Source organism: Limnohabitans sp. Rim8 (assembly GCF_943326455.1).
Classification (GTDB): domain Bacteria; phylum Pseudomonadota; class Gammaproteobacteria; order Burkholderiales; family Burkholderiaceae_C; genus Limnohabitans_A.
The window spans coordinates 32153-50405 of the sequence record NZ_CALPTI020000020.1; the positions used below are offsets into that span (position 1 = coordinate 32153).

Consider the following 18253-nt stretch of genomic DNA (forward strand, 5'->3'; position numbering starts at 1 on the left):
GCTTCGCCATCACGCTGAACCGGTTTTTTCTGGATTCCCCCATGGCCTCCGCCCTGACCGACAAACTTTCACGCCTCGTCAAGACCCTCAGCGGACAGGCCCGCATCACCGAATCGAACGTGGCGGACATGCTGCGCGAGGTGCGCATGGCTCTGCTGGAGGCCGATGTGGCCTTGCCGGTGGTGCGTGACTTCATTGCCCGTGTGAAGGAAAAAGCCCTGGGCCAAGAGGTCATGGGCTCACTCAAGCCCGGTCAGGCCTTGGTGGGGGTGGTCAACCGCGAGTTGGCGGCCACCATGGGCGAGGGCGTGTCGGACATCAACCTGGCCGCACAGCCGCCCGCCGTGATTCTGATGGCCGGTCTGCAAGGTGCCGGTAAAACCACCACCACCGCCAAGCTGGCCAAGCACCTGATCGAAAAGCGTAAAAAGAAAGTGTTGACGGTCTCGGGGGACGTTTACCGTCCCGCCGCGATTGAGCAGCTCAAGACTGTAACTGCCCAAGCAGGGGCCGAGTGGTTCCCCAGCTCGCCTGACCAAAAGCCAATCGATATCGCGCGCGCCGCCATTGACTACGCCCGCAAGCATTTTTTTGACGTGTTGCTGGTCGACACCGCCGGTCGCCTGGCGATTGACGAAGCCTTGATGGCGGAGATCAAGGCGCTGCACGCTGAATTAAAGCCTGTTGAAACCCTGTTTGTGGTGGATGCCATGCAAGGTCAGGACGCGGCCAACACTGCCAAGGCGTTCAGCGACGCCTTGCCGCTCACCGGCATTGTGCTGACCAAGCTGGACGGCGACTCACGCGGTGGAGCTGCTCTGTCGGTGCGCCAGATCACGGGTGTGCCCATCAAGTTTGCCGGTACCAGCGAAAAGATTGACGGCCTCGAAGTCTTCGACGCCGAGCGCCACGCGGGCCGGGTGCTGGGCATGGGCGACATCGTGGCCTTGGTCGAACAAGTCACGGCTGGTGTGGACATGGAAGCCGCACAAAAGCTGGCGTCCAAGGTCAAAAGCGGTGGCAGTTTTGATCTGAACGACTTTTTGGCGCAGATCCAACAGATGAAACAAATGGGCGGGTTGTCCAGCTTGATGGACAAATTGCCCAGCCAGCTGACGGCCAAGGCCGGATCCATGGACATGGACAAGGTCGAAAAAGACATTGGTCGCAAGCAAGGCATCATCCACAGCATGACGCCGCAAGAGAGGAAAAAACCTGAGTTGATCAAAGCCACCCGCAAGCGCCGGATTGCAGCGGGCGCGGGCGTTCAGGTGCAAGACGTCAACCGCATGCTCAAGGAGTTTGAGCAGATGCAGGACATGATGAAAAAAATGTCCGGCGGCGGCATGATGAAGATGATGAAACGCATGGGTGCCATGAAAGGCATGATGGGCGGCGGCGGGGGCTTCCCCGGCATGCCGCGTTGATCACCTCAGGCCATCTACAGATGACTTACCTCTTTATTTACGGCACCCTGATGCCTGGTTTGCGCTTGGAAGCCGAAATGCATGGTGCCCGCTTCATCGGCCCTGCCCAAGTGCCTGGCCGCTTGTTCGACCTTGGGCGTTACCCCGGCTTGCTGCCAGGAGAAGGCCACGTCACGGGCGAAGTCTATGAAGTCAATGACGCACACCTGGCTCGTCTGGATGGGGTGGAAGGCGTGGTGCCCGGTGACCGCGCCGAATCACACTACTGGCGAGAGCTGGTGTCGGTGGTCAGTGGTCCGCTGCAAGGCCAGCCGGTGCAGACCTATGTGTACAACCGCCCGATGGAGGGCTGCACACCCATACCGCATGGCGACTACCGCCGCTACATCCGCGAAGTCGGGCGCGAATCCTGAAACCCCCCAGCTGATCAGTCCTTGATCACCAACTCGCCCCGCAGGGAGTGCGACAGGCCTTGCGTGATGCGCACATCGGCCATCTGACCGATCAGGCGGTCCATGTTCGGGCCGCCGGGAAAGTTGACCACCCGGTTGCACTCGGTGCGGCCGGCCAATTCGGCGGCGTCCTTGCGTGAAGGGCGTTCCACCAAAATGCGCTGCACCGTGCCCACACGGCTGTCCCCAATGCGCTGCACGTTTTCTTCGATGGTCGCTTGCAGGTGGTGCAGGCGGCGCAGCTTTTCGGCGTGTGGCGTGTCGTCGTGCAGGTTGGCCGCAGGCGTGCCGGGCCGGGGGCTGAAGATGAAGCTGAAACTCGTGTCAAAACCCACATCGGTGATCAGCTTCATCATCTTGTTGAAGTCGTCCTCGGTCTCTCCAGGGAAGCCTACGATGAAATCGCTGCTGAGCGACATGTCGGGGCGGATCGCCCGCAGCTTGCGGATCGTGCTCTTGTATTCCATGGCGGTGTAGCCGCGTTTCATGGCCATCAAGATGCGGTCCGAGCCGTGTTGCACCGGCAGGTGCAGATGGCTCACCAGTTTGGGGATCTTCTCGTACGCGTCAATCAACCGCTGTGTGAACTCGTTGGGGTGGCTGGTCACGTAGCGGATGCGCTCGATGCCCGGCATGTCGGCCACGTACTCCAGCAGCAGTGCAAAGTCGGCGATGTCTGCCGTGTTGCCCATCTTGCCTCGGTACGCGTTCACGTTCTGGCCCAGCAGCGTGATCTCTTTCACGCCCTGTGCGGCCAGCCCGGCCACTTCGACCAGCACATCGTCAAACGGGCGAGAGACCTCTTCGCCCCGGGTGTAAGGCACCACGCAGTAGCTGCAGTATTTGCTGCAACCTTCCATGATCGACACAAAGGCGGTGGCGCCTTCCACCTTGGCGGGCGGCAGGTGGTCGAACTTTTCAATCTCGGGGAAGCTGATGTCCACTTGCGGGCGCTGCTTGCGCTCACGTTCGTTCAGCAATTCGGGCAGGCGATGCAGGGTCTGCGGGCCAAACACCACGTCCACATAAGGCGCACGCTTGATGATCTCGGCACCCTCCTGGCTGGCCACGCAACCGCCCACACCAATCAGCACGCCCTTGGCTTTGAGGTGCTGCACCCGGCCCAGATCGCTGAACACTTTTTCTTGCGCCTTCTCGCGCACCGAGCAAGTGTTGAACAAGATCAAATCGGCCTCATCCACATCTTGTGTGGGCTCATAACCCTGTGCTGCGCCCAGCACATCGGCCATCTTGTCCGAGTCGTACTCGTTCATCTGGCAGCCAAAGGTTTTGATGAAGACCTTCTTGCTCATGCGGCCTCCATGGCGTTAACGGAGGGAATGAAGTCAAGGCGAAGCAAAGCACGCCCAAATAGGGCCAAAGTGCAGCGGTTCATGGTGTAGATCCAGAGGCTGTGTAAAAGAAAAGCGCAGATGCGCTTTGAAGGTGGCAGATTATCGCAGGCGTGCTCCTGCTCAGTTTCCGGTGCCCTCCATCGCCTTCGGCTTGAAAAACATCGGATACGCCCTTTGTACCGTAGGGCTGTCATAGGCCCAGCTGTGGCATTGACCCAGGAAATACGGCGCTTGGGTCATTTCGGGGTGGGGCTGGCCTGCCAGTTCGCGGCGCTGCCATTGGCCTGAAGGCAGGGTCTGGTAAGCGGCGGTGGCCATATTGAACAACATTTCTCGCAGGTGGGTGCAGCCCTCGGTGCCGCCCACATGCTGGTTGATGACCTTGCGCCAGCCCGGGCCCATGGTGCAGCCGATGAGCTTGTGCATGCCGTGTGGCGCGCCGACGCATTCGGGATGGGGAATGTTGTCCATGGAGGTCGCGATGTCCTGGATGACCATCTTGTTGTCGAGTGTGACGCGGATTTTGAGGTTATGGATCGGCTCATCCCCTGGGAAAAGCCGTTCGTTGGGCACCTGGAAGCCGAAGGTCTTGACGTCGGTCAGCTGCGCTTCGATGTCCCACAGGCCGTCTTCGCGGTCATAGCCTTGGTACACCACGGTGCGCGTGTGTGACAGTTTGCGGGGAGAGGGTGGGGGAAGTGCCAATGGAAATCTCGCGGGTCTGATGTTCAATCTGCTGATCATATCGATCCAGGAGTCCTCAGCATGTCCGCCACCCTTCACCCCGCCGTTCGCCGCCAGACCATTGCCGATGCTTTGCGCCGCACCGCGGTCCGTTTGCCTGCTAAAACCGGTATCGTGTGCGGTGCAACGACCTGGACCTATGCCGAATTCGATGCGCTGGTGACGCGCCTGGCAGCAGGCCTGGCCCGCATGGGCGTGGCCGAGGGTGAGAAAGTGGCGGTGCTGGCCCGCAACTCGCACGGTTTTGCCGCTTTGCGATTTGCGCTGGCCCGCCGAGGCGCGGTCATGGTGCCGATCAACTTCATGCTCAAGTCTGAAGAAGTCGCCTACATCTTGCGGCACGCGGGTGCCAAAACCTTGGCCACCGACAGCGGCCTGGCCGAGCTGGCGCAGGCCGCCAGCAAGCTGGATACGAAAGTCGAGCAGTTCATCTGGCTGCCCTCCGAAGACCCGAGCCAGCCGGTGGCGGGCATGCACAGTTTTGACACGCTGGCCGCCTGCCAAGAAGAGCTGCCCGATGTGCAATTGGGCAGCTACGACGTGGCGCAAATTGTCTACACCAGCGGCACCGAGTCCTCGCCCAAAGGTGCACAGCTCACGCACGATGCGGTGCTGTGGCAGTACGTCAGCTGCGTGATCGATGCCGAAATTGCCGAGGCCGATGTGGCCCTGCACGCGCTGCCGCTCTACCACTGCGCCCAGCTTGATGTGTTCTTTGGCCCGGCCATTTACATGGGCAGCACCAATGTGATCACGGCCAAGCCCACGCCCGACAACCTGCTGCCGATGCTCGAAAAGTTCGGCATCACCAGTTTTTTTGCGCCGCCCACGGTTTGGATCGCGTTGCTGCGCTCGCCTTTACTGGACCCGGCCAAGCTTGTCCAACTGGCCAAAGGCTACTACGGTGCGTCCATCATGCCGGTGGAGGTGCTGAAAGAGCTGGCAGCACGCCTGCCGAATGTGCGTTTGTGGAACCTGTACGGCCAAACCGAAATTGCGCCATTGGCCACCATGCTTGGCCCAGAAGACCAGCTGCGCAAACCCGGCTCGTGCGGCAAGGCGGTGCGCAACGTCGAGACCCGCGTGGTGAACGACGCCATGGAGGACGTGGCCGTGGGCGAAGTGGGTGAGATCGTTCACCGCTCGCCACACCTGATGCTGGGCTATTTCCACGACGACGAGCGCACGAAAGCTTCGTTTGAGGGCGATTGGTTCCACAGCGGTGATTTGGGGCTCATCGACGAGGAGGGCTACATCACCGTGGTGGACCGCAAGAAGGACATGATCAAGTCCGGTGGCGAAAACGTGGCCAGCCGCGAGGTCGAAGAAATGATCTACCGCCTGCCGCAAGTCAGCGAGGTGGCGGTGATCGGCTTGCCCGACCCCAAGTGGGTCGAGGCCGTGACGGCGGTGGTGGTGGTCAAGGTCGGGCAAACGTTGGACGAGGCGGCGGTGATCGCGCACTGCGCAGAGCACATGGCTGGCTTCAAGTGCCCCAAGCGCGTGGTGTTCACCGACACGCTGCCCAAAAACCCGAGTGGCAAACTGCTCAAGAGGGATTTGCGCTTGCGGTATGCCTGAAGCTTTGGGCGTGAGGGCAGCAGCCCCAAAGCGTGTGAACCTAGGGAAACTACTGATTAAATGTTCTATGCATAAGACTTGAATGTCCTATTGACAGGACAATGGGACTGTTTAATCATCAAGATCATGGATGCCCATCTGCCTTTGCCCAAGTACCACCAGATCTATCTGGTGCTGCGTGAGCAATTGCGCGAAGGTCGCTTTGACCATGGCTTGCCGGGCGAGATGGCTTTGATGGGTCAATTTGGTGTGGCGCGTGTCACGGTTCGGCGGGCCTTGTCCCAGCTGGCCGAAGAAGGCTTGATTCAGCGCGAGCCCGGGCGCGGTACACGGCCCGTTTCGGCGCGTGCGCAAGAGGTGCACATGCAAGCCTCGACCATGGCCACGGGCCAGCAGGCACGCCTGACGGGTTTGCTGGAGAACTTGGTCACCATGGGTATGCGCACCAAGGTGAAGGTGCTCAGCGTGGAGTGCATGCGGGCCCCGGTGGACGTGGCCGCTGCGCTCAAGCTGCACAGCGCGGCTCTGGTGCAAAAAGCCGAGCGCGTGCGCAGCACGCCCGAAGGTCCCTTGTCACACATCACCACCTGGGTGCCCGATTCAATTTCTTCGGGTTTTGGCAAGCGTGAACTGGCGCAAAAACCCATTTTGGTGCTCCTCGAAGAGTCGGGCGTCAAGGTGGGCCGAGCCGAGCAAACCATTTCGGCCCGTCTGGCCGATGTGGGCATGGCCCAGCATCTGGATGTGTCCGTCGGATCGGCCTTGCTGGCGGTGCGGCGTTTGATTTATGACGTGGACGAACGTCCCGTCCAATGGCTGCATGGCTTGTACCGACCGGACCGGTATGAATACCAGATGCAGTTATCCCGCGTTGGCAGCATCGATGCCAAGGTGTGGGTAAGCCAAGAGCTGTCCGCCAACTTTCATTGACCTACTTAAAGGATGTTCTCATGACCTCACGTCGCACTTTCATGGGCCAGTCCGCTGCTGCGGCCTCGGCGCTCGCTTTTCCGTTGGTGGGGGGCGCTCAGCCCAAAACCATCAAAGTGGGTGTGCTGCACCCCGTCACCGGTGCCTTGGCTTATTCGGGCCAGCAGTGTCGCTTGGGCGCGATGATGGCCATTGAAGACATCAACAAAGCTGGCGGCATCAAGTCTTTGGGCGGTGCCAAGATTGAAGCCATGCTGGGAGATGCGCAGTCCAACCCCCAAGCGGGTGCAGCCGAAATTGAAAAGATGAATGAAGCGGGTGTCAGTGCTGTGGTGGGGGCATTTGCCTCGGCCATTTGCTTGGCCACCACCCAAGCCGCAGCCAAATACAACCTGCCCCATGTGGTGGATGTGGGCGTGGCTGACCAAATCGTCGAGCGCGGCTTGAAAAACACTTTCCGCTTTGGCCCCGGTTACAGAAAATGCGCCGAAGTGGCCGTGTCCAGCCTGCACGTTTTGAACACGGCCGCAGGCAAGCCCGCCCGTACGGTGATGATCGTGCACGAAGAGTCGCTGTTCGGCACAGGCACGGCTAACTTGCTGGCCAAAGAGCTGCCCGGCTATGGTTACGAAGTCAAAGAAATCATCAAACACGCCAACCCTACGCGTGACTTCAACAACATCGCGCTGCGCATCAAGCAGGTCAACCCCGACATCCTGATCCCGGCCAACTACTACAACGAATACGCCTTGTTGGTGCGCACCTTGCAGCAGCAAAAAATCACGCCCAAAGCCATTTACTCGGTGCTGGGCGGCGCGGCTTCTAGCTACAAGTTCGTCAAGGAGTTTCCTGATGCGGCCAACGGCATCATCGACTGCAACCACTGGTTCAATCCACGTGACAAACGCTCGGCCGAGTTGCGCAAACGCGTGGAAGCACAGGGTCAGTTCTTCAGCTACGAAGTGTTCATGACCTACACCGCCATGAGCTTGTTGGCCGATGCGATCGAACGCGCCAAGTCCACCGACCGCGCCGCCATCATCGACGCCCTGGCTGCGAGCAAGTTCGCCAACCACATCATGCCCTACGGCCCCACGCAGTTTGTCAATGGCCAGAACATGGGCGCACAGCCTTTGATGACCCAGGTCCACAAAGGCGACATCAAGGTGATTGTGCCGCGCGACTACCGCGAGATTGAGCCGATTTTCCCGCTCAAGGGCTGAACTGCGCAGACCTGAAAGACCCCGATGCTGGACTTCAACATCCTGTTTCCTTCGATGCTCAACGGCATCACCACAGGTGCCGTGTATGCGCTGATCGCACTGGGCCTCACGCTCATTTATGGCGTATTGCACATCATCAATTTTGCGCATGGCGCGTCATTGATGGTGGCGCTGTATGGCGTGTACATGTTGAAGCAACAGTTCGGGGTCGATCCCTACATGGCCCTGCCCATCATGGTGCCGGCCATGTTTTTTCTGGGGTATGCGCTGCAACGCGGTGTCATCAACCGCGCCAGCCACGGCAAGGACGAAAACATTTTGTTGGTCACGCTGGGCCTCTCGATCGTGCTCGAAAACCTGGCGCTGCTGTTTTTCAAATCCGACACCCGCACCATCGAGACCTCTTACACCTTGACCACGGTCGAGATCGGCCCGGCCTTCATTGCACTGCCCAAACTGGTGTCCTTTGCTGGCGCACTGGTGGTGTCGGCTGTGCTCTTACTGATTGTGGAAAAAACCGATTTAGGCCGCGCCATCCGCGCTGTCTCCAAAGAAAAGCAAGGCGCACGTTTGATGGGCATCGATGTGGACCATGTGTATGCCATGTGTTTTGGTTTGGGCCTGGCCAGTTTGGGCGCTGCAGCCTGCTTTTTGATGCCGGCCTATTACGTGAACCCGCAAGTGGGCAACGGCTTTGTGCTGGTGGCCTTCACCATCGTGGTGTTGGGCGGCATGGGCAGTTTTACCGGGGCTTTGCTCGGTGGTTTGCTCATTGGTGTGGTCGAGTCGCTGGGCGGTTTGCTGCTGGGTGAGTCCCTGGGTCAAGTGGGTATTTTTGTGATTTTCATTGCGGTGCTTTTGCTGAGGCCACAAGGATTTTTTGGAGCGAAGGCATGAAAGACTTTCGCAACATCGTGCTGTTTGTGGTGCTGGTGGGGGCGGTGCCCTTGTTCACCGATTCGGGCGTGATGCTCAACTTCGTCATGACGTCTTTGTACGCGTGTCTGTTGTCGCAGGCGTGGAACGTGCTGGGTGGTTTTGGTGGACAGTTTTCGTTTGGCCATGCGCTGTTTTTTGGCACGGGCGCATACGTGCAGGCCATCGCGCAAATGCAGTGGGGCCTGAGCCCCTGGGTCGCTTTGCCGCTGGCCATGGTGTTTGCGTCGGGTGTGGGGGCCTTTGTGGGCGCGGCCTCATTCCGCTATGGCCTCAAGGGCTCATACTTCGCGCTGGTCACGCTGGCCTTTGCTGAGGTGTTCCGCATTTTGGCCACCTCGGTGCCCTTTACCGGGGCGGGTGTGGGCATGATGCTGCCGCTCAAAGAGTCGACTGCGAACATGCAATTTGGCAGCCGCGCCGGTTTCATCTGGCTCATGCTGGGCTTGGTCACGCTGGCGCTGTGCATCACCGCGTGGCTGCGTCACTCTCGCTTTGGCGCTTACTTGCAGGCGGTGCGAGACAACGAAGACGCGGCCCGCGCCATTGGCGTGAACCCTTTCAGCGTCAAGCTGATCGCCACCGTGTTGTCCGGCGGCCTGATGGGCGCAGGCGGTGCGTTTTATGTGCAGGTGTTCCAGTACATCGACCCGGGCATCGCCTTTGGGGCGCACACCTCGGTCGAGGCCTTGGTGGGGGCGATTGTGGGCGGCATGGGCACGTTGTGGGGCCCGCTCTTGGGCGCGGTGAGCCTGCACATCTTGGCCGATGTCACGCGCAATTTGTTTGGGCAACTTCCGGGCATCAACATGGTCATTTATGGCGTGGTGCTGATCGTGATCGTGATGTTCTTGCCGCGCGGCATTGCGGGGCTGGGCACCATCACGCCGTTGCAATGGTTGCGCGGGAGCAAGTCGGATGGAGACAAATCATGAGCACGCTGCTGCAGATCGAGGGCGTGGACAAGTCCTTTGGCGGCTTGAAGGCCGTGCAAAACGTGAGCCTGTCGGTGACGCAAGGGCGTCTGAGCGCCTTGATTGGGCCCAACGGCGCGGGCAAGACGACTTTGTTCGCGCTCATGTCGGGCTTTTTGACACCGGATACGGGTCGTGTGGTGTTTGCCGGTCAAGAGATCACGGGCCAGCCGCCGCATCTGAATGCCCGCATGGGCCTGACACGTACTTTCCAGATCGTGCAGCCCTTTGCGGCGCAAACCGTGCGTGAGAACATCGCGGTGGGAGCCCACTTGCATTTGCCAGGCCGCGCGAAGGCGCTTGAATTTGCCGAATCGGTCGCCCAACAAGTAGGCCTGAGCCCACAGCTGGACAAGCTGGCCAGCGACCTGACGGTGGCTGGCCGCAAACGCTTGGAGCTGGCGCGTGCACTGGCTACGCGTCCACGCTTGTTGCTGCTCGACGAGGTGCTGGCAGGCCTGAACCCTCAAGAAATTGCCGAGATGATCCCAGTGGTGCAAGGCATTGCCCAAAGCGGCGTGACGGTGCTGATGATCGAGCACGTCATGCAAGCTGTGATGAGCCTGGCGCAAGAGGTCTGGGTGCTGGCGCAAGGACAACTGATTGCCCAAGGCACTCCCGCCGAGGTCACCCGCAACCAAGCCGTTGTGGAGGCCTATTTGGGCCATGGCACGGCGGAGCGTTTGCAAAAGAGCGCGGCTCAAAGTCAATCAGCGCATGTTGCACAGGAGTCCACGGTATGAGCGCCCTCTTGAATGTCCAAGGCATCAAGTCAGGCTACGGCGTGGTCGAAGTCTTGCGCGGTGTCGATTTGCATGTGATGCCGGGTGAATTGGTGGCGCTGCTGGGTAGCAACGGTGCAGGCAAGACCACGCTCAATTTGACCCTGAGCGGTTTGGTGGCCACGCGCGCTGGGCAGGTGCAGTTTGACGGGCATGACATCACCGGTTTGCATTCCCGCCAAGTGGTGGTTCGTGGCCTGATTCATGTGCCTGAAGGCCGCAAGGTGTTTCCGAACTTGAGCGTTCACGAAAACCTGGAGCTGGGAGCCTTCACGCGGGGACGAGCGCGACGCCTTCAGAACTTGGACAAGGTTTACGAAACCTTTCCGCGCCTCAAAGAGCGCGTCAGCCAGTTGGCAGGCACCTTGAGTGGTGGCGAACAGCAAATGCTCGCCATTGGCCGAGGATTGATGGCCGAGCCGCGTTTGCTGATTTTGGATGAGCCATCTCTGGGCTTGTCACCGTTGTTGGTCGAAGAGTTGTTTGGCCTTATTTCTCAACTGCGCAGCACCGGTTTGTCGATTTTATTGGTGGAACAAAACGTGGGCCAATCCCTGGACATTTCTGACCGTGCTTATGTGATGGAAAACGGACATATTCGCTTCAGTGGAACACCTGGCGAATTGTTGGCCAGCGACACCCTCAGGCAGGCTTACCTGGGCATGTGACCCATGGTCAAACCATTTGAATGCCCGTGCTGTTCAACCTCAATCCCATTCATCTTCTCTTTTTCAAAGGAGTTTTCATGCCAACAAGTCCCATGATTTCTCGCCGTTTATTGACCTTGGGTGCGGCCTTGGCCTTTGCGGGTTGTGCGCAAGCCCAGTCGCAACCGCCCATCCGAATTTTGGTGGGTGCTCCCGCTGGCGGCACGACCGATACGATGGCGCGCACACTGGCTCAGGTGTTGGGTCCTCAGCTGGGCCGTACGGTGGTGGTGGAAAATCGCCCTGGAGCAGGCGGCAACTTGGCTGCAGACACCGTGGCCAAAGCGGCACCGGACGGGAATACGCTGCTGATGAGTTTTACCAGCCACGCCATCAATGCCTCTTTGTACCCCAGCCTGCCCTTTGACCCGGTGAAGGACTTCACGCCCTTGACCATGGTGTCGACATCGCCCTCGGTGCTTGTGGCTCACCCCAAAGTGCCTGCGAACAACATCAAAGAGCTGATTGCGTTGGCCAAGTCCAAGCCTGGACAACTCAACTTTGCGATTGGCGCTTTGGGTTCGTCGCTGCACATGGCTGGTGATGCTTTCAAGATGCAGTCGGGCGTGTTCATTGTCAATATCCCTTATCGCGGTACCGCCCCAGCGGTCCAAGACGTCTTGGCCGGTCAAGTGGATTTGATGTTCGCAGCCGTGGGCAATGTGCAAGCGCACATCAAGGCGGGCAAGCTCAAGGCGCTGGGCGTTACCAGTGCCAAACGTTTGCCAGCTTACCCAGAGGTGCAAGCCATTGGCGAAAGTTTGCCCGGGTACGAGTCGAGCGCTTGGTTTGGTCTGTTCGGTCCCGGCCGCATGAGCCCTGAATTGACCAAACGCTTGGCCGATGCAGCGCGAGCCGCTGTGCAGTCGCCCGAGGTCAGGCGCCGCATTGAAAACGAAGGGGCCACGCCCGTGGGCAACAGCCCCGAAGAGTTTGCCCGCTTTGTTGACAGCGAAATTGTGCGTTGGCGGGCTGTGGTTCAGTATGCAGGAGCCAAGCCTGAATGAGCCAACACCCTGCACAAACATTGGCCCAAAAGCTGATCGCCCGTGCAGCCGGGCGAAGCCATGTGGCGGTCGGTGAGTTGGTCACCTGCAAGGTCGATCTGGCCATGTTCCATGACTCGTCAGGACCTCGTCGCTTGAAGCCCATGCTGGACGAACTGGGCGCTGAGATCTGGGACAAAAACAAAGTCGTTTTGGTGCTCGACCACTATGTACCCGCCCAAGACGCGGATGCCCAAAAGATCATCCAAATCACCCGGGACACCGCCAAAACCTGGCAATTGCCGCACGTCATCGACAGCGAGGGCATTTGCCATGTGGTGCTGCCCGAGCGGGGTCATCTGAAGCCTGGCATGTTGTGTGTGGGTGGGGATTCCCACTCGCCCACTGGCGGTGCATTTGGCTGCTACATGTTTGGCATCGGAGCCACCGAAATGCTGGGTGTGTGCGCGACGGGTCAAATTTGGCTGCAAGTGCCGCGTACCTTGCGCATGCACTGGTCGGGCCGATTGCAATCGGGCGTGTCGGCCAAAGACATGATGCTGCACATGGTGGGGCGTTTTGGCATGAACGGCGGTCAATACCAAGCGGTCGAATTTGCCGGTCCTGCGGTCCAGGCGCTGTCCATGGCCGAGCGCATGACGCTGTCCAATATGAGCGCCGAGATGGGTGCGCAAGTTGGTTTGATTGCGGCCGACACCACCACCTTGCAATACCTGCGCGGCGTGGGCGTGAGCGATGCTGATTTGGTGAATGCCGAACAGTGGTGCTCGGATGATGACGCTGAATTTGAGGATTACAGGTTTGACGCATCGGCCCTGAGTCCCCAAGTGGCGGCTCCGCACAGCCCTGCCAACACAAGGGATGTGGGCGCATTCGCTGATGTGCTGCCCAATATCGCTTACATCGGTGCCTGCACGGGCGCCAAACTCGATGACCTGCGCGCCGCAGCTTCGGTGCTCAAAGGCAAGCATGTGGCCCAGGGTGTGCAGCTGATGGTGGCCCCCGCCAGTGCCCGTGAACAAGCGCAGGCCACGCAAGAAGGTGTGATGCAAACCTTGCTGGACGCCGGGGCCACGGTGCTGCCCAACAGCTGTGGCGCGTGTGCGGGCTACGGTGCCACTTTCCCTGAAGGCTCTACTGTGATCTCGACCACCGCGCGCAACTTCAAAGGCCGCATGGGTCCTGCCAGTGTGAATGTGTATTTGGCCTCGCCCTACACGGTCGCGGCTTCTGCTTTGCGCGGACGCATCACCGATGCACGCGAGGTGATGGCATGACGCAGCGCGCATTTGACAACGCCAAGGTGTGGCGTCTGGGTGCTGACGTGGACACCGATGCCTTGGCCCCTGGTGCTTACATGAAGCACGGTCTGGATGTCATTGCCCAGCACTGCCTGGAGGCGGTACGAAGCGACTTTGCTACCGGCGTTCGGGCGGGCGATGTGATCGTGGCCGGAGCCAACTTTGGCATCGGTTCTTCCCGCGAGCAGGCCTCTGGCGTGCTGCGCCATCTGGGCTTGGCTGCGGTGATTGCGCCTTCCTACAGCGGCCTTTATTTTCGCAATGCTTTCAATTTGGGGCTTTTGCTTTTGACATGCCCTGAAGCCGATCAAATCCAAGCAGACGAACGGATTGCGGTGCGATTTGATGGCGACGGGCCTGTGGTGATGCGCGCCTGTGGTCAGCGTCTGGACTGTGCGCCGATACCTGATTTTTTAATGGACATGGTCGATGCAGGCGGCTTGTTGCCCCTGCTTCGAAGAAGAAAGCCCGCATGAACCCGATCGATTCTCTTTCTCCTGCCGCGACAGCCATGGACCCCGTGACTTTGGCCGTGTTGCGCGGCCGGCTTGAACAAATTGCCGACGAGATGGACGCGACGCTCTACCGCAGCGCCTTCAACCCCATCATTGCCGAGGCGCACGACGCTTGCCACGGCTTGTACGACGCCGTCACCGGCGACACCCTGATCCAAGGCAAATCGGGCTTGCCGGTGTTTGTAGGTGCCATGGCTTTTGCGGTGCGGGCGGCCATGCGTGTGGCGGCTGAGCGCGGCGGCATGCAGCCGGGTGATGTATGGTTATTCAACGACCCGTATGAAGGTGGCACGCATGCCAACGACTTCAAGCTGGTCAAACCTTGCTTTCGCAATGGTCAGTTGTATTGCTTTTTGGCGTCTGCTGCGCACTGGCACGACGTGGGCGGCGCGGTGCCCGGCAACTACAACCCAGCCGCCACCGAGTGCTGGCAAGAAGCGGTGCAGATTCCGCCGGTGCGGATCTTGCGCGGCGGTGTGCTGGACGATGATGTGCTGGCCATTTTGCGGGCCAACACCCGATTGCCCGATAGCCTGTGGGGCGACCTGAACGGTCAGTTGGCAGCGCTCGAATTGGGCGCACGGCGCCTGGACGGACTGCTGGACGAATACGGCGACGCCAAAGTGGCACAAGCCTTGGTAGAGCTGCGCAGCCGCGCAGTGCGTTTGATGCGTTCGCACATCGCCAGCCTGCCCGATGGCCGTTACAGCTTTGAAGACGTGCTGGACAACGACGGCGTGAAAGACGAACTGCTGACGATTGCACTCGACATGACCGTGGCCGGTGACCGGTTGACGCTGGACTTTTCACGCACCTCGGCGCAATGCGCGGGTCCGGTGAACATCTCACGCGCTACTGCGGTGGCCGCTTGTTATGTGGCCTTGAAGCATGTGTTCCCCGATGTGCCCGCCAACGCGGGTGTCCTCGATGCAGTGGATTTTGTGATTCCCGATGGTTTGGTCATCAGCGCTTCGCGCCCGCGCCCGGTGGGCGGCTACACCGAAACCATTTTGCGCATGATCGATGTGATTTTCAGCGCCACGGCCCTGGCCGACCCGCAGCGGGCGGTTGCCCATGCCTACGGCACCATCAACGCCTTGTCGATTGCCGGCCACCGCACCGACGACAAGCGCAAAGGCCAGCGCTGGGTGATGTTCAGCTTTTTTGGCGGTGGTCACGGCGGCCATTCGGATGGCGACGGCCTGTCACACGGCAACGCGCCCATCTCGACTGCCACGATCCCGCCCATGGAGATTCTGGAAGCGGCCTACCCGGTGCGCTTCACGCAGTGGGCCTTGCGCCCCGGCTCGGGCGGCGATGGCCAGCACCGGGGTGGCTTGGGTGCGATTTACGAAATTGAATTGCTCGAAGACAGCGCCGAGGCCTTCATTTTTGGCGAGCGCGGCAAGTCTGCGCCCAAGGGCATTCATGGCGGCCAGCCTGCGCTGCCCAATGTGTTTGAGTACTGCCAAAACGGCGAGTGGAAAACCCCACCCATGGTGTCCAAGATGCTGGGCATTCATCTGAAAAAGGGCGACCGTGTGCGCCTGCAAACGCCGGGTGGCGGTGGCTGGGGATCGCCAGATGAGCGCTCGGCACAAGACCGTGCCAAAGACAGCGCACTGGGTTACACCAAGGAACAAGCATGAGCGAGGCAGCAGTGAATCAGCCGCATTGGGTGGTGGGTGTGGACGTGGGCGGTACGTTTACCGACCTGTTTGTGCTGGACGAAAAAACCGGCCAGGCCCGCATCGTGAAAGTGCCCTCGACCCGGGGCGAAGAAGCCCGGGGTTTCATGAACGGCATCGCCAAAGTCACTGGCAACACGGGGGCTGAAGGTGCCAAAGACATTGCCACCATCGTGCATGGCACCACCGTGGGTACCAACGCCTTGCTGGAACGCAAGATCGCCAGCACCGGCATCATCACCACACGGGGTTTTCGCGATGTTTTGGAGATGCGCCGCCGCGACCGCCCGCAAACCTGGGGCCTGCGCGGCAGTTACACGCCGGTGGTGCCCCGTGCCTGGCGTTTGGAGGTGGACGAGCGTGTGCTGGCCGATGGCCAATTGCACACGCCTGTGAATCTGGACCAGGTGCGCGAACAAGCCCGCGCGCTGCTGGCCGAAGGCTGCGAGGCGGTGTGTGTTTTTTTTGTGCACGCCTATGCCAACCCGGCCAACGAACAAGCCGCAGTGGCCGCAGTCCGCGAGATCTGGCCCAACAGCTATGTGACGGCTGCGAGTGAAGTGCTGCCCGAGATTCGTGAGTTTGAGCGCTGCTCCACAGCCACACTCAACGCCGCTTTGCAGCCCGTGGTGGGCAGCTATTTGCAGCGCCTCGATGGCGACTTGCGTGCCCAAGGCTTTGGCGGTGAGTTGCTGATTGTGCAAAGCAATGGCGGCGTGATGTCCCGCGAGACGGCCTGCGATGTGCCGGTGCGCACCGCGCTGTCCGGCCCGGCGGCGGGCGTGATGGCTTGCGCCGAAATTGCCCGCGCTTCGGGTTTTGAAAACGTCATTACTGGCGACATCGGCGGCACCTCGTTTGACGTGTCGCTGGTGGCCGGGGGCGAAGCGGCACTGGCCGCGCAAACCTCCATCGAATTCGGACTGGTGGTGCGCTCGCCCATGATCCAGATCGAGACCATCGGCGCAGGTGGCGGCTCGATCGCCTCGGTCGATGCGGGCGGCATGCTCCAAGTGGGCCCCGAGTCGGCCGGCAGCATCCCCGGCCCGGCTTGTTACGGGCGCGGCAACACCCGCCCCACGGTGACCGATGCCAATGTGCTGCTGGGCCGCATTGCGGCCGACCGGCCTTTGGGCGGCGGCTTGTTGCAAAAGCTCGATTCGGGCTTGTCCGAAAAAGCGATTGCCCAGCATGTGGCCGAGCCCTTGGGTTTGACGGCGCTGGCGGCGGCCGAAGCGGTTTTGACGGTGGCCAATGCCCGCATGGCAGGCGCGATCCGCGTGGTGTCGATCGAGCGCGGCCACGATCCGCGCCAGTTCGCCTACATGCCTTTTGGCGGCGGCGGCGGCCTGCATGTTTGCGCCATGATGCGCGAGGTGGGAGTGACCACCGGCATCGTGCCGCGTTACCCGGGCGTCACCTCGGCGCTGGGTTGCGTGATGGCCGACATGCGCCACGACGCGGTGCAAACCTTGAATGTGGCTTTGGCCGATGTGGCCTGGCCTTCATTGTTGGAACGCGTGGATGGCCTGGCCGAGGCCTGCCAGTTGCGTCTCGATTCCGCCGGGGTGAACTTTGTGCGGGTGGACGAAGTCATCAGCTTTGACATGCTCTACATGGGCCAGACGCACACGCTGCAAGTCCCGGTGAAACGCGAGCAATTGAATGCTGCCGGTTTGCTGGCCGCGTTTGAGGCCGCTTACCAACACGCTTTTGGTCGTGTGCTGCAAGGCCCGGTGATCCGCGTGATGAACCTGCGTTATGCCCGCATCGGACGGCGTCCCAAGTTTGACTTGGCGGTGCTGGCTCCGCAGGGCGAGGGCCGCACCGCCCCGGTGGGTGAGCAGCAGGTTTACCACCAGGGCCAATGGTGGACGGCGCAGCGCTATGAGCGCTTGAGCCTGCCCGTGGGCACCGTGGTGCAAGGTCCAGCGATCTTGGAGCAGCCCGACACCACTGTTTGGCTCGAACCCGGGTTTGAAGGCCGTGTGGACAAATTGGGCAACTTGTTGGTGGAGCGCGCAGCATGAACTTGAAGAACGCGAAACTTGGCATGGTCATGGTGGACCTGCAAAACGATTTTTTGGCACCCGACGGCGCTTATGCCCGGGGCAACACCTTGAGCGCTGAGGCGGTGAAGCTGCCCGAGCGCATGGCCCCGGTGGCGCGTGCCATCAAAGCCCATGGCGGTTTGGTCACAGCCAGTTTGTTCACCCTGTGGCCCGATGCGCAGGGCGAACCCATGATTTCGGCGCACCTGAAAGAGCGCCGCCCATTTTTGCGCAAGGGCGACTTTGCGCCGGGTAGCCGGGGCCAGGCCAATGTGGACCTGCTCGCGCCACTGGTCGATGTGTCGGTGTTCAAGGTGGCGTATTCAGCCTTCTTCAACACGCAGCTCGACTGGGTACTCAAAAAATCGGGCATCGACACCTTGGTGGTTTGCGGCATCGTCACCAACGGCGGCGTGGCCAGCACGGTGCGCGACGCCCATGTGCGCGACTACCACGCCATTGTTTTGTCAGACGGTTGTGCCGCCTTCAGTGAAGCCGCGCACCAGGCGTCCTTGGCCGATATGGCCTCGGTGGGCGATGTGATGGACAGTGCCACTTTTTTGAAACAACTGGGCTGAAG

General features: G+C 60.5%; 17 protein-coding genes. 15 read left to right on the top strand and 2 right to left on the bottom strand.

Annotation, left to right across the window (positions count from 1 at the left end):
• Window positions 1-41 precede the first annotated feature (41 nt).
• Window positions 42-1427, top strand: a complete 1386-nt coding sequence (gene ffh, locus Q1M54_RS12645; RefSeq protein ID WP_295500426.1) for a signal recognition particle protein — start codon at window positions 42-44, stop codon at window positions 1425-1427.
• Window positions 1428-1447: 20 nt separating this feature from the next.
• Window positions 1448-1840, top strand: coding sequence for a gamma-glutamylcyclotransferase family protein (locus Q1M54_RS12650; RefSeq protein WP_300557748.1), 393 nt, complete (start codon window positions 1448-1450; stop codon window positions 1838-1840).
• A gap of 14 nt (window positions 1841-1854) precedes the next feature.
• On the opposite strand, the gene miaB is transcribed toward Q1M54_RS12650, so the two are convergent.
• Window positions 1855-3192, bottom strand: a complete 1338-nt coding sequence (gene miaB, locus Q1M54_RS12655) for a tRNA (N6-isopentenyl adenosine(37)-C2)-methylthiotransferase MiaB (protein WP_300557750.1) — start codon at window positions 3190-3192, stop codon at window positions 1855-1857.
• 162 nt (window positions 3193-3354) lie between these two features.
• The gene (locus Q1M54_RS12660; protein ID WP_300557752.1) at window positions 3355-3939 is read right to left on the bottom strand and encodes a DUF2889 domain-containing protein; all 585 of its coding nucleotides are present in this window, start codon (window positions 3937-3939) and stop codon (window positions 3355-3357) included.
• Between the two features lie 60 nt (window positions 3940-3999).
• Between Q1M54_RS12660 and Q1M54_RS12665 the strand changes: the two genes are divergently transcribed.
• From Q1M54_RS12665 to Q1M54_RS12725, 13 genes are all read left to right on the top strand, one after another.
• Window positions 4000-5559, top strand: coding sequence for an acyl-CoA synthetase (locus Q1M54_RS12665; RefSeq protein WP_300557754.1), 1560 nt, complete (start codon window positions 4000-4002; stop codon window positions 5557-5559).
• Between the two features lie 126 nt (window positions 5560-5685).
• Window positions 5686-6489, top strand: coding sequence for a GntR family transcriptional regulator (locus Q1M54_RS12670; protein WP_300557756.1), 804 nt, complete (start codon window positions 5686-5688; stop codon window positions 6487-6489).
• A gap of 20 nt (window positions 6490-6509) precedes the next feature.
• The gene (locus tag Q1M54_RS12675) at window positions 6510-7712 is read left to right on the top strand and encodes an ABC transporter substrate-binding protein (RefSeq protein ID WP_300557758.1); all 1203 of its coding nucleotides are present in this window, start codon (window positions 6510-6512) and stop codon (window positions 7710-7712) included.
• Between the two features lie 24 nt (window positions 7713-7736).
• Window positions 7737-8609, top strand: coding sequence for a branched-chain amino acid ABC transporter permease (locus tag Q1M54_RS12680; protein WP_300557760.1), 873 nt, complete (start codon window positions 7737-7739; stop codon window positions 8607-8609).
• Entirely contained in the window at window positions 8606-9583 is a 978-nt protein-coding gene (locus tag Q1M54_RS12685) for a branched-chain amino acid ABC transporter permease (RefSeq protein WP_300557762.1), read from the top strand. Before Q1M54_RS12680 ends, Q1M54_RS12685 begins: the two co-directional genes overlap by 4 nt.
• Complete coding sequence (locus tag Q1M54_RS12690; protein WP_300557809.1) at window positions 9577-10365, top strand: ABC transporter ATP-binding protein; 789 nt, start codon at window positions 9577-9579, stop codon at window positions 10363-10365. Before Q1M54_RS12685 ends, Q1M54_RS12690 begins: the two co-directional genes overlap by 7 nt.
• Window positions 10362-11072 carry an ABC transporter ATP-binding protein gene (locus Q1M54_RS12695; RefSeq protein WP_300557764.1) on the top strand — a complete coding sequence of 237 codons (711 nt, stop codon included), beginning with the start codon at window positions 10362-10364 and terminating at the stop codon, window positions 11070-11072. Before Q1M54_RS12690 ends, Q1M54_RS12695 begins: the two co-directional genes overlap by 4 nt.
• Before the next feature lie 92 nt (window positions 11073-11164).
• The gene (locus tag Q1M54_RS12700; protein ID WP_300557811.1) at window positions 11165-12118 is read left to right on the top strand and encodes a tripartite tricarboxylate transporter substrate binding protein; all 954 of its coding nucleotides are present in this window, start codon (window positions 11165-11167) and stop codon (window positions 12116-12118) included.
• Window positions 12115-13395: a 3-isopropylmalate dehydratase large subunit gene (locus Q1M54_RS12705; RefSeq protein ID WP_300557766.1), complete on the top strand. Its 1281-nt coding sequence runs from the start codon at window positions 12115-12117 to the stop codon at window positions 13393-13395. The genes Q1M54_RS12700 and Q1M54_RS12705 overlap by 4 nt, the downstream gene beginning before the upstream one ends.
• Entirely contained in the window at window positions 13392-13895 is a 504-nt protein-coding gene (locus Q1M54_RS12710; RefSeq protein WP_300557768.1) for a 3-isopropylmalate dehydratase, read from the top strand. The genes Q1M54_RS12705 and Q1M54_RS12710 overlap by 4 nt, the downstream gene beginning before the upstream one ends.
• Entirely contained in the window at window positions 13892-15583 is a 1692-nt protein-coding gene (locus Q1M54_RS12715) for a hydantoinase B/oxoprolinase family protein (RefSeq protein ID WP_300557770.1), read from the top strand. Before Q1M54_RS12710 ends, Q1M54_RS12715 begins: the two co-directional genes overlap by 4 nt.
• Window positions 15580-17652, top strand: coding sequence for a hydantoinase/oxoprolinase family protein (locus tag Q1M54_RS12720; protein ID WP_300557772.1), 2073 nt, complete (start codon window positions 15580-15582; stop codon window positions 17650-17652). The genes Q1M54_RS12715 and Q1M54_RS12720 overlap by 4 nt, the downstream gene beginning before the upstream one ends.
• A complete protein-coding gene (locus Q1M54_RS12725) occupies window positions 17649-18251 on the top strand; it encodes a cysteine hydrolase (protein ID WP_300557774.1) in 603 nt (200 codons plus the stop codon). The genes Q1M54_RS12720 and Q1M54_RS12725 overlap by 4 nt, the downstream gene beginning before the upstream one ends.
• The last annotated feature ends 2 nt before the right edge of the window (window positions 18252-18253 follow it).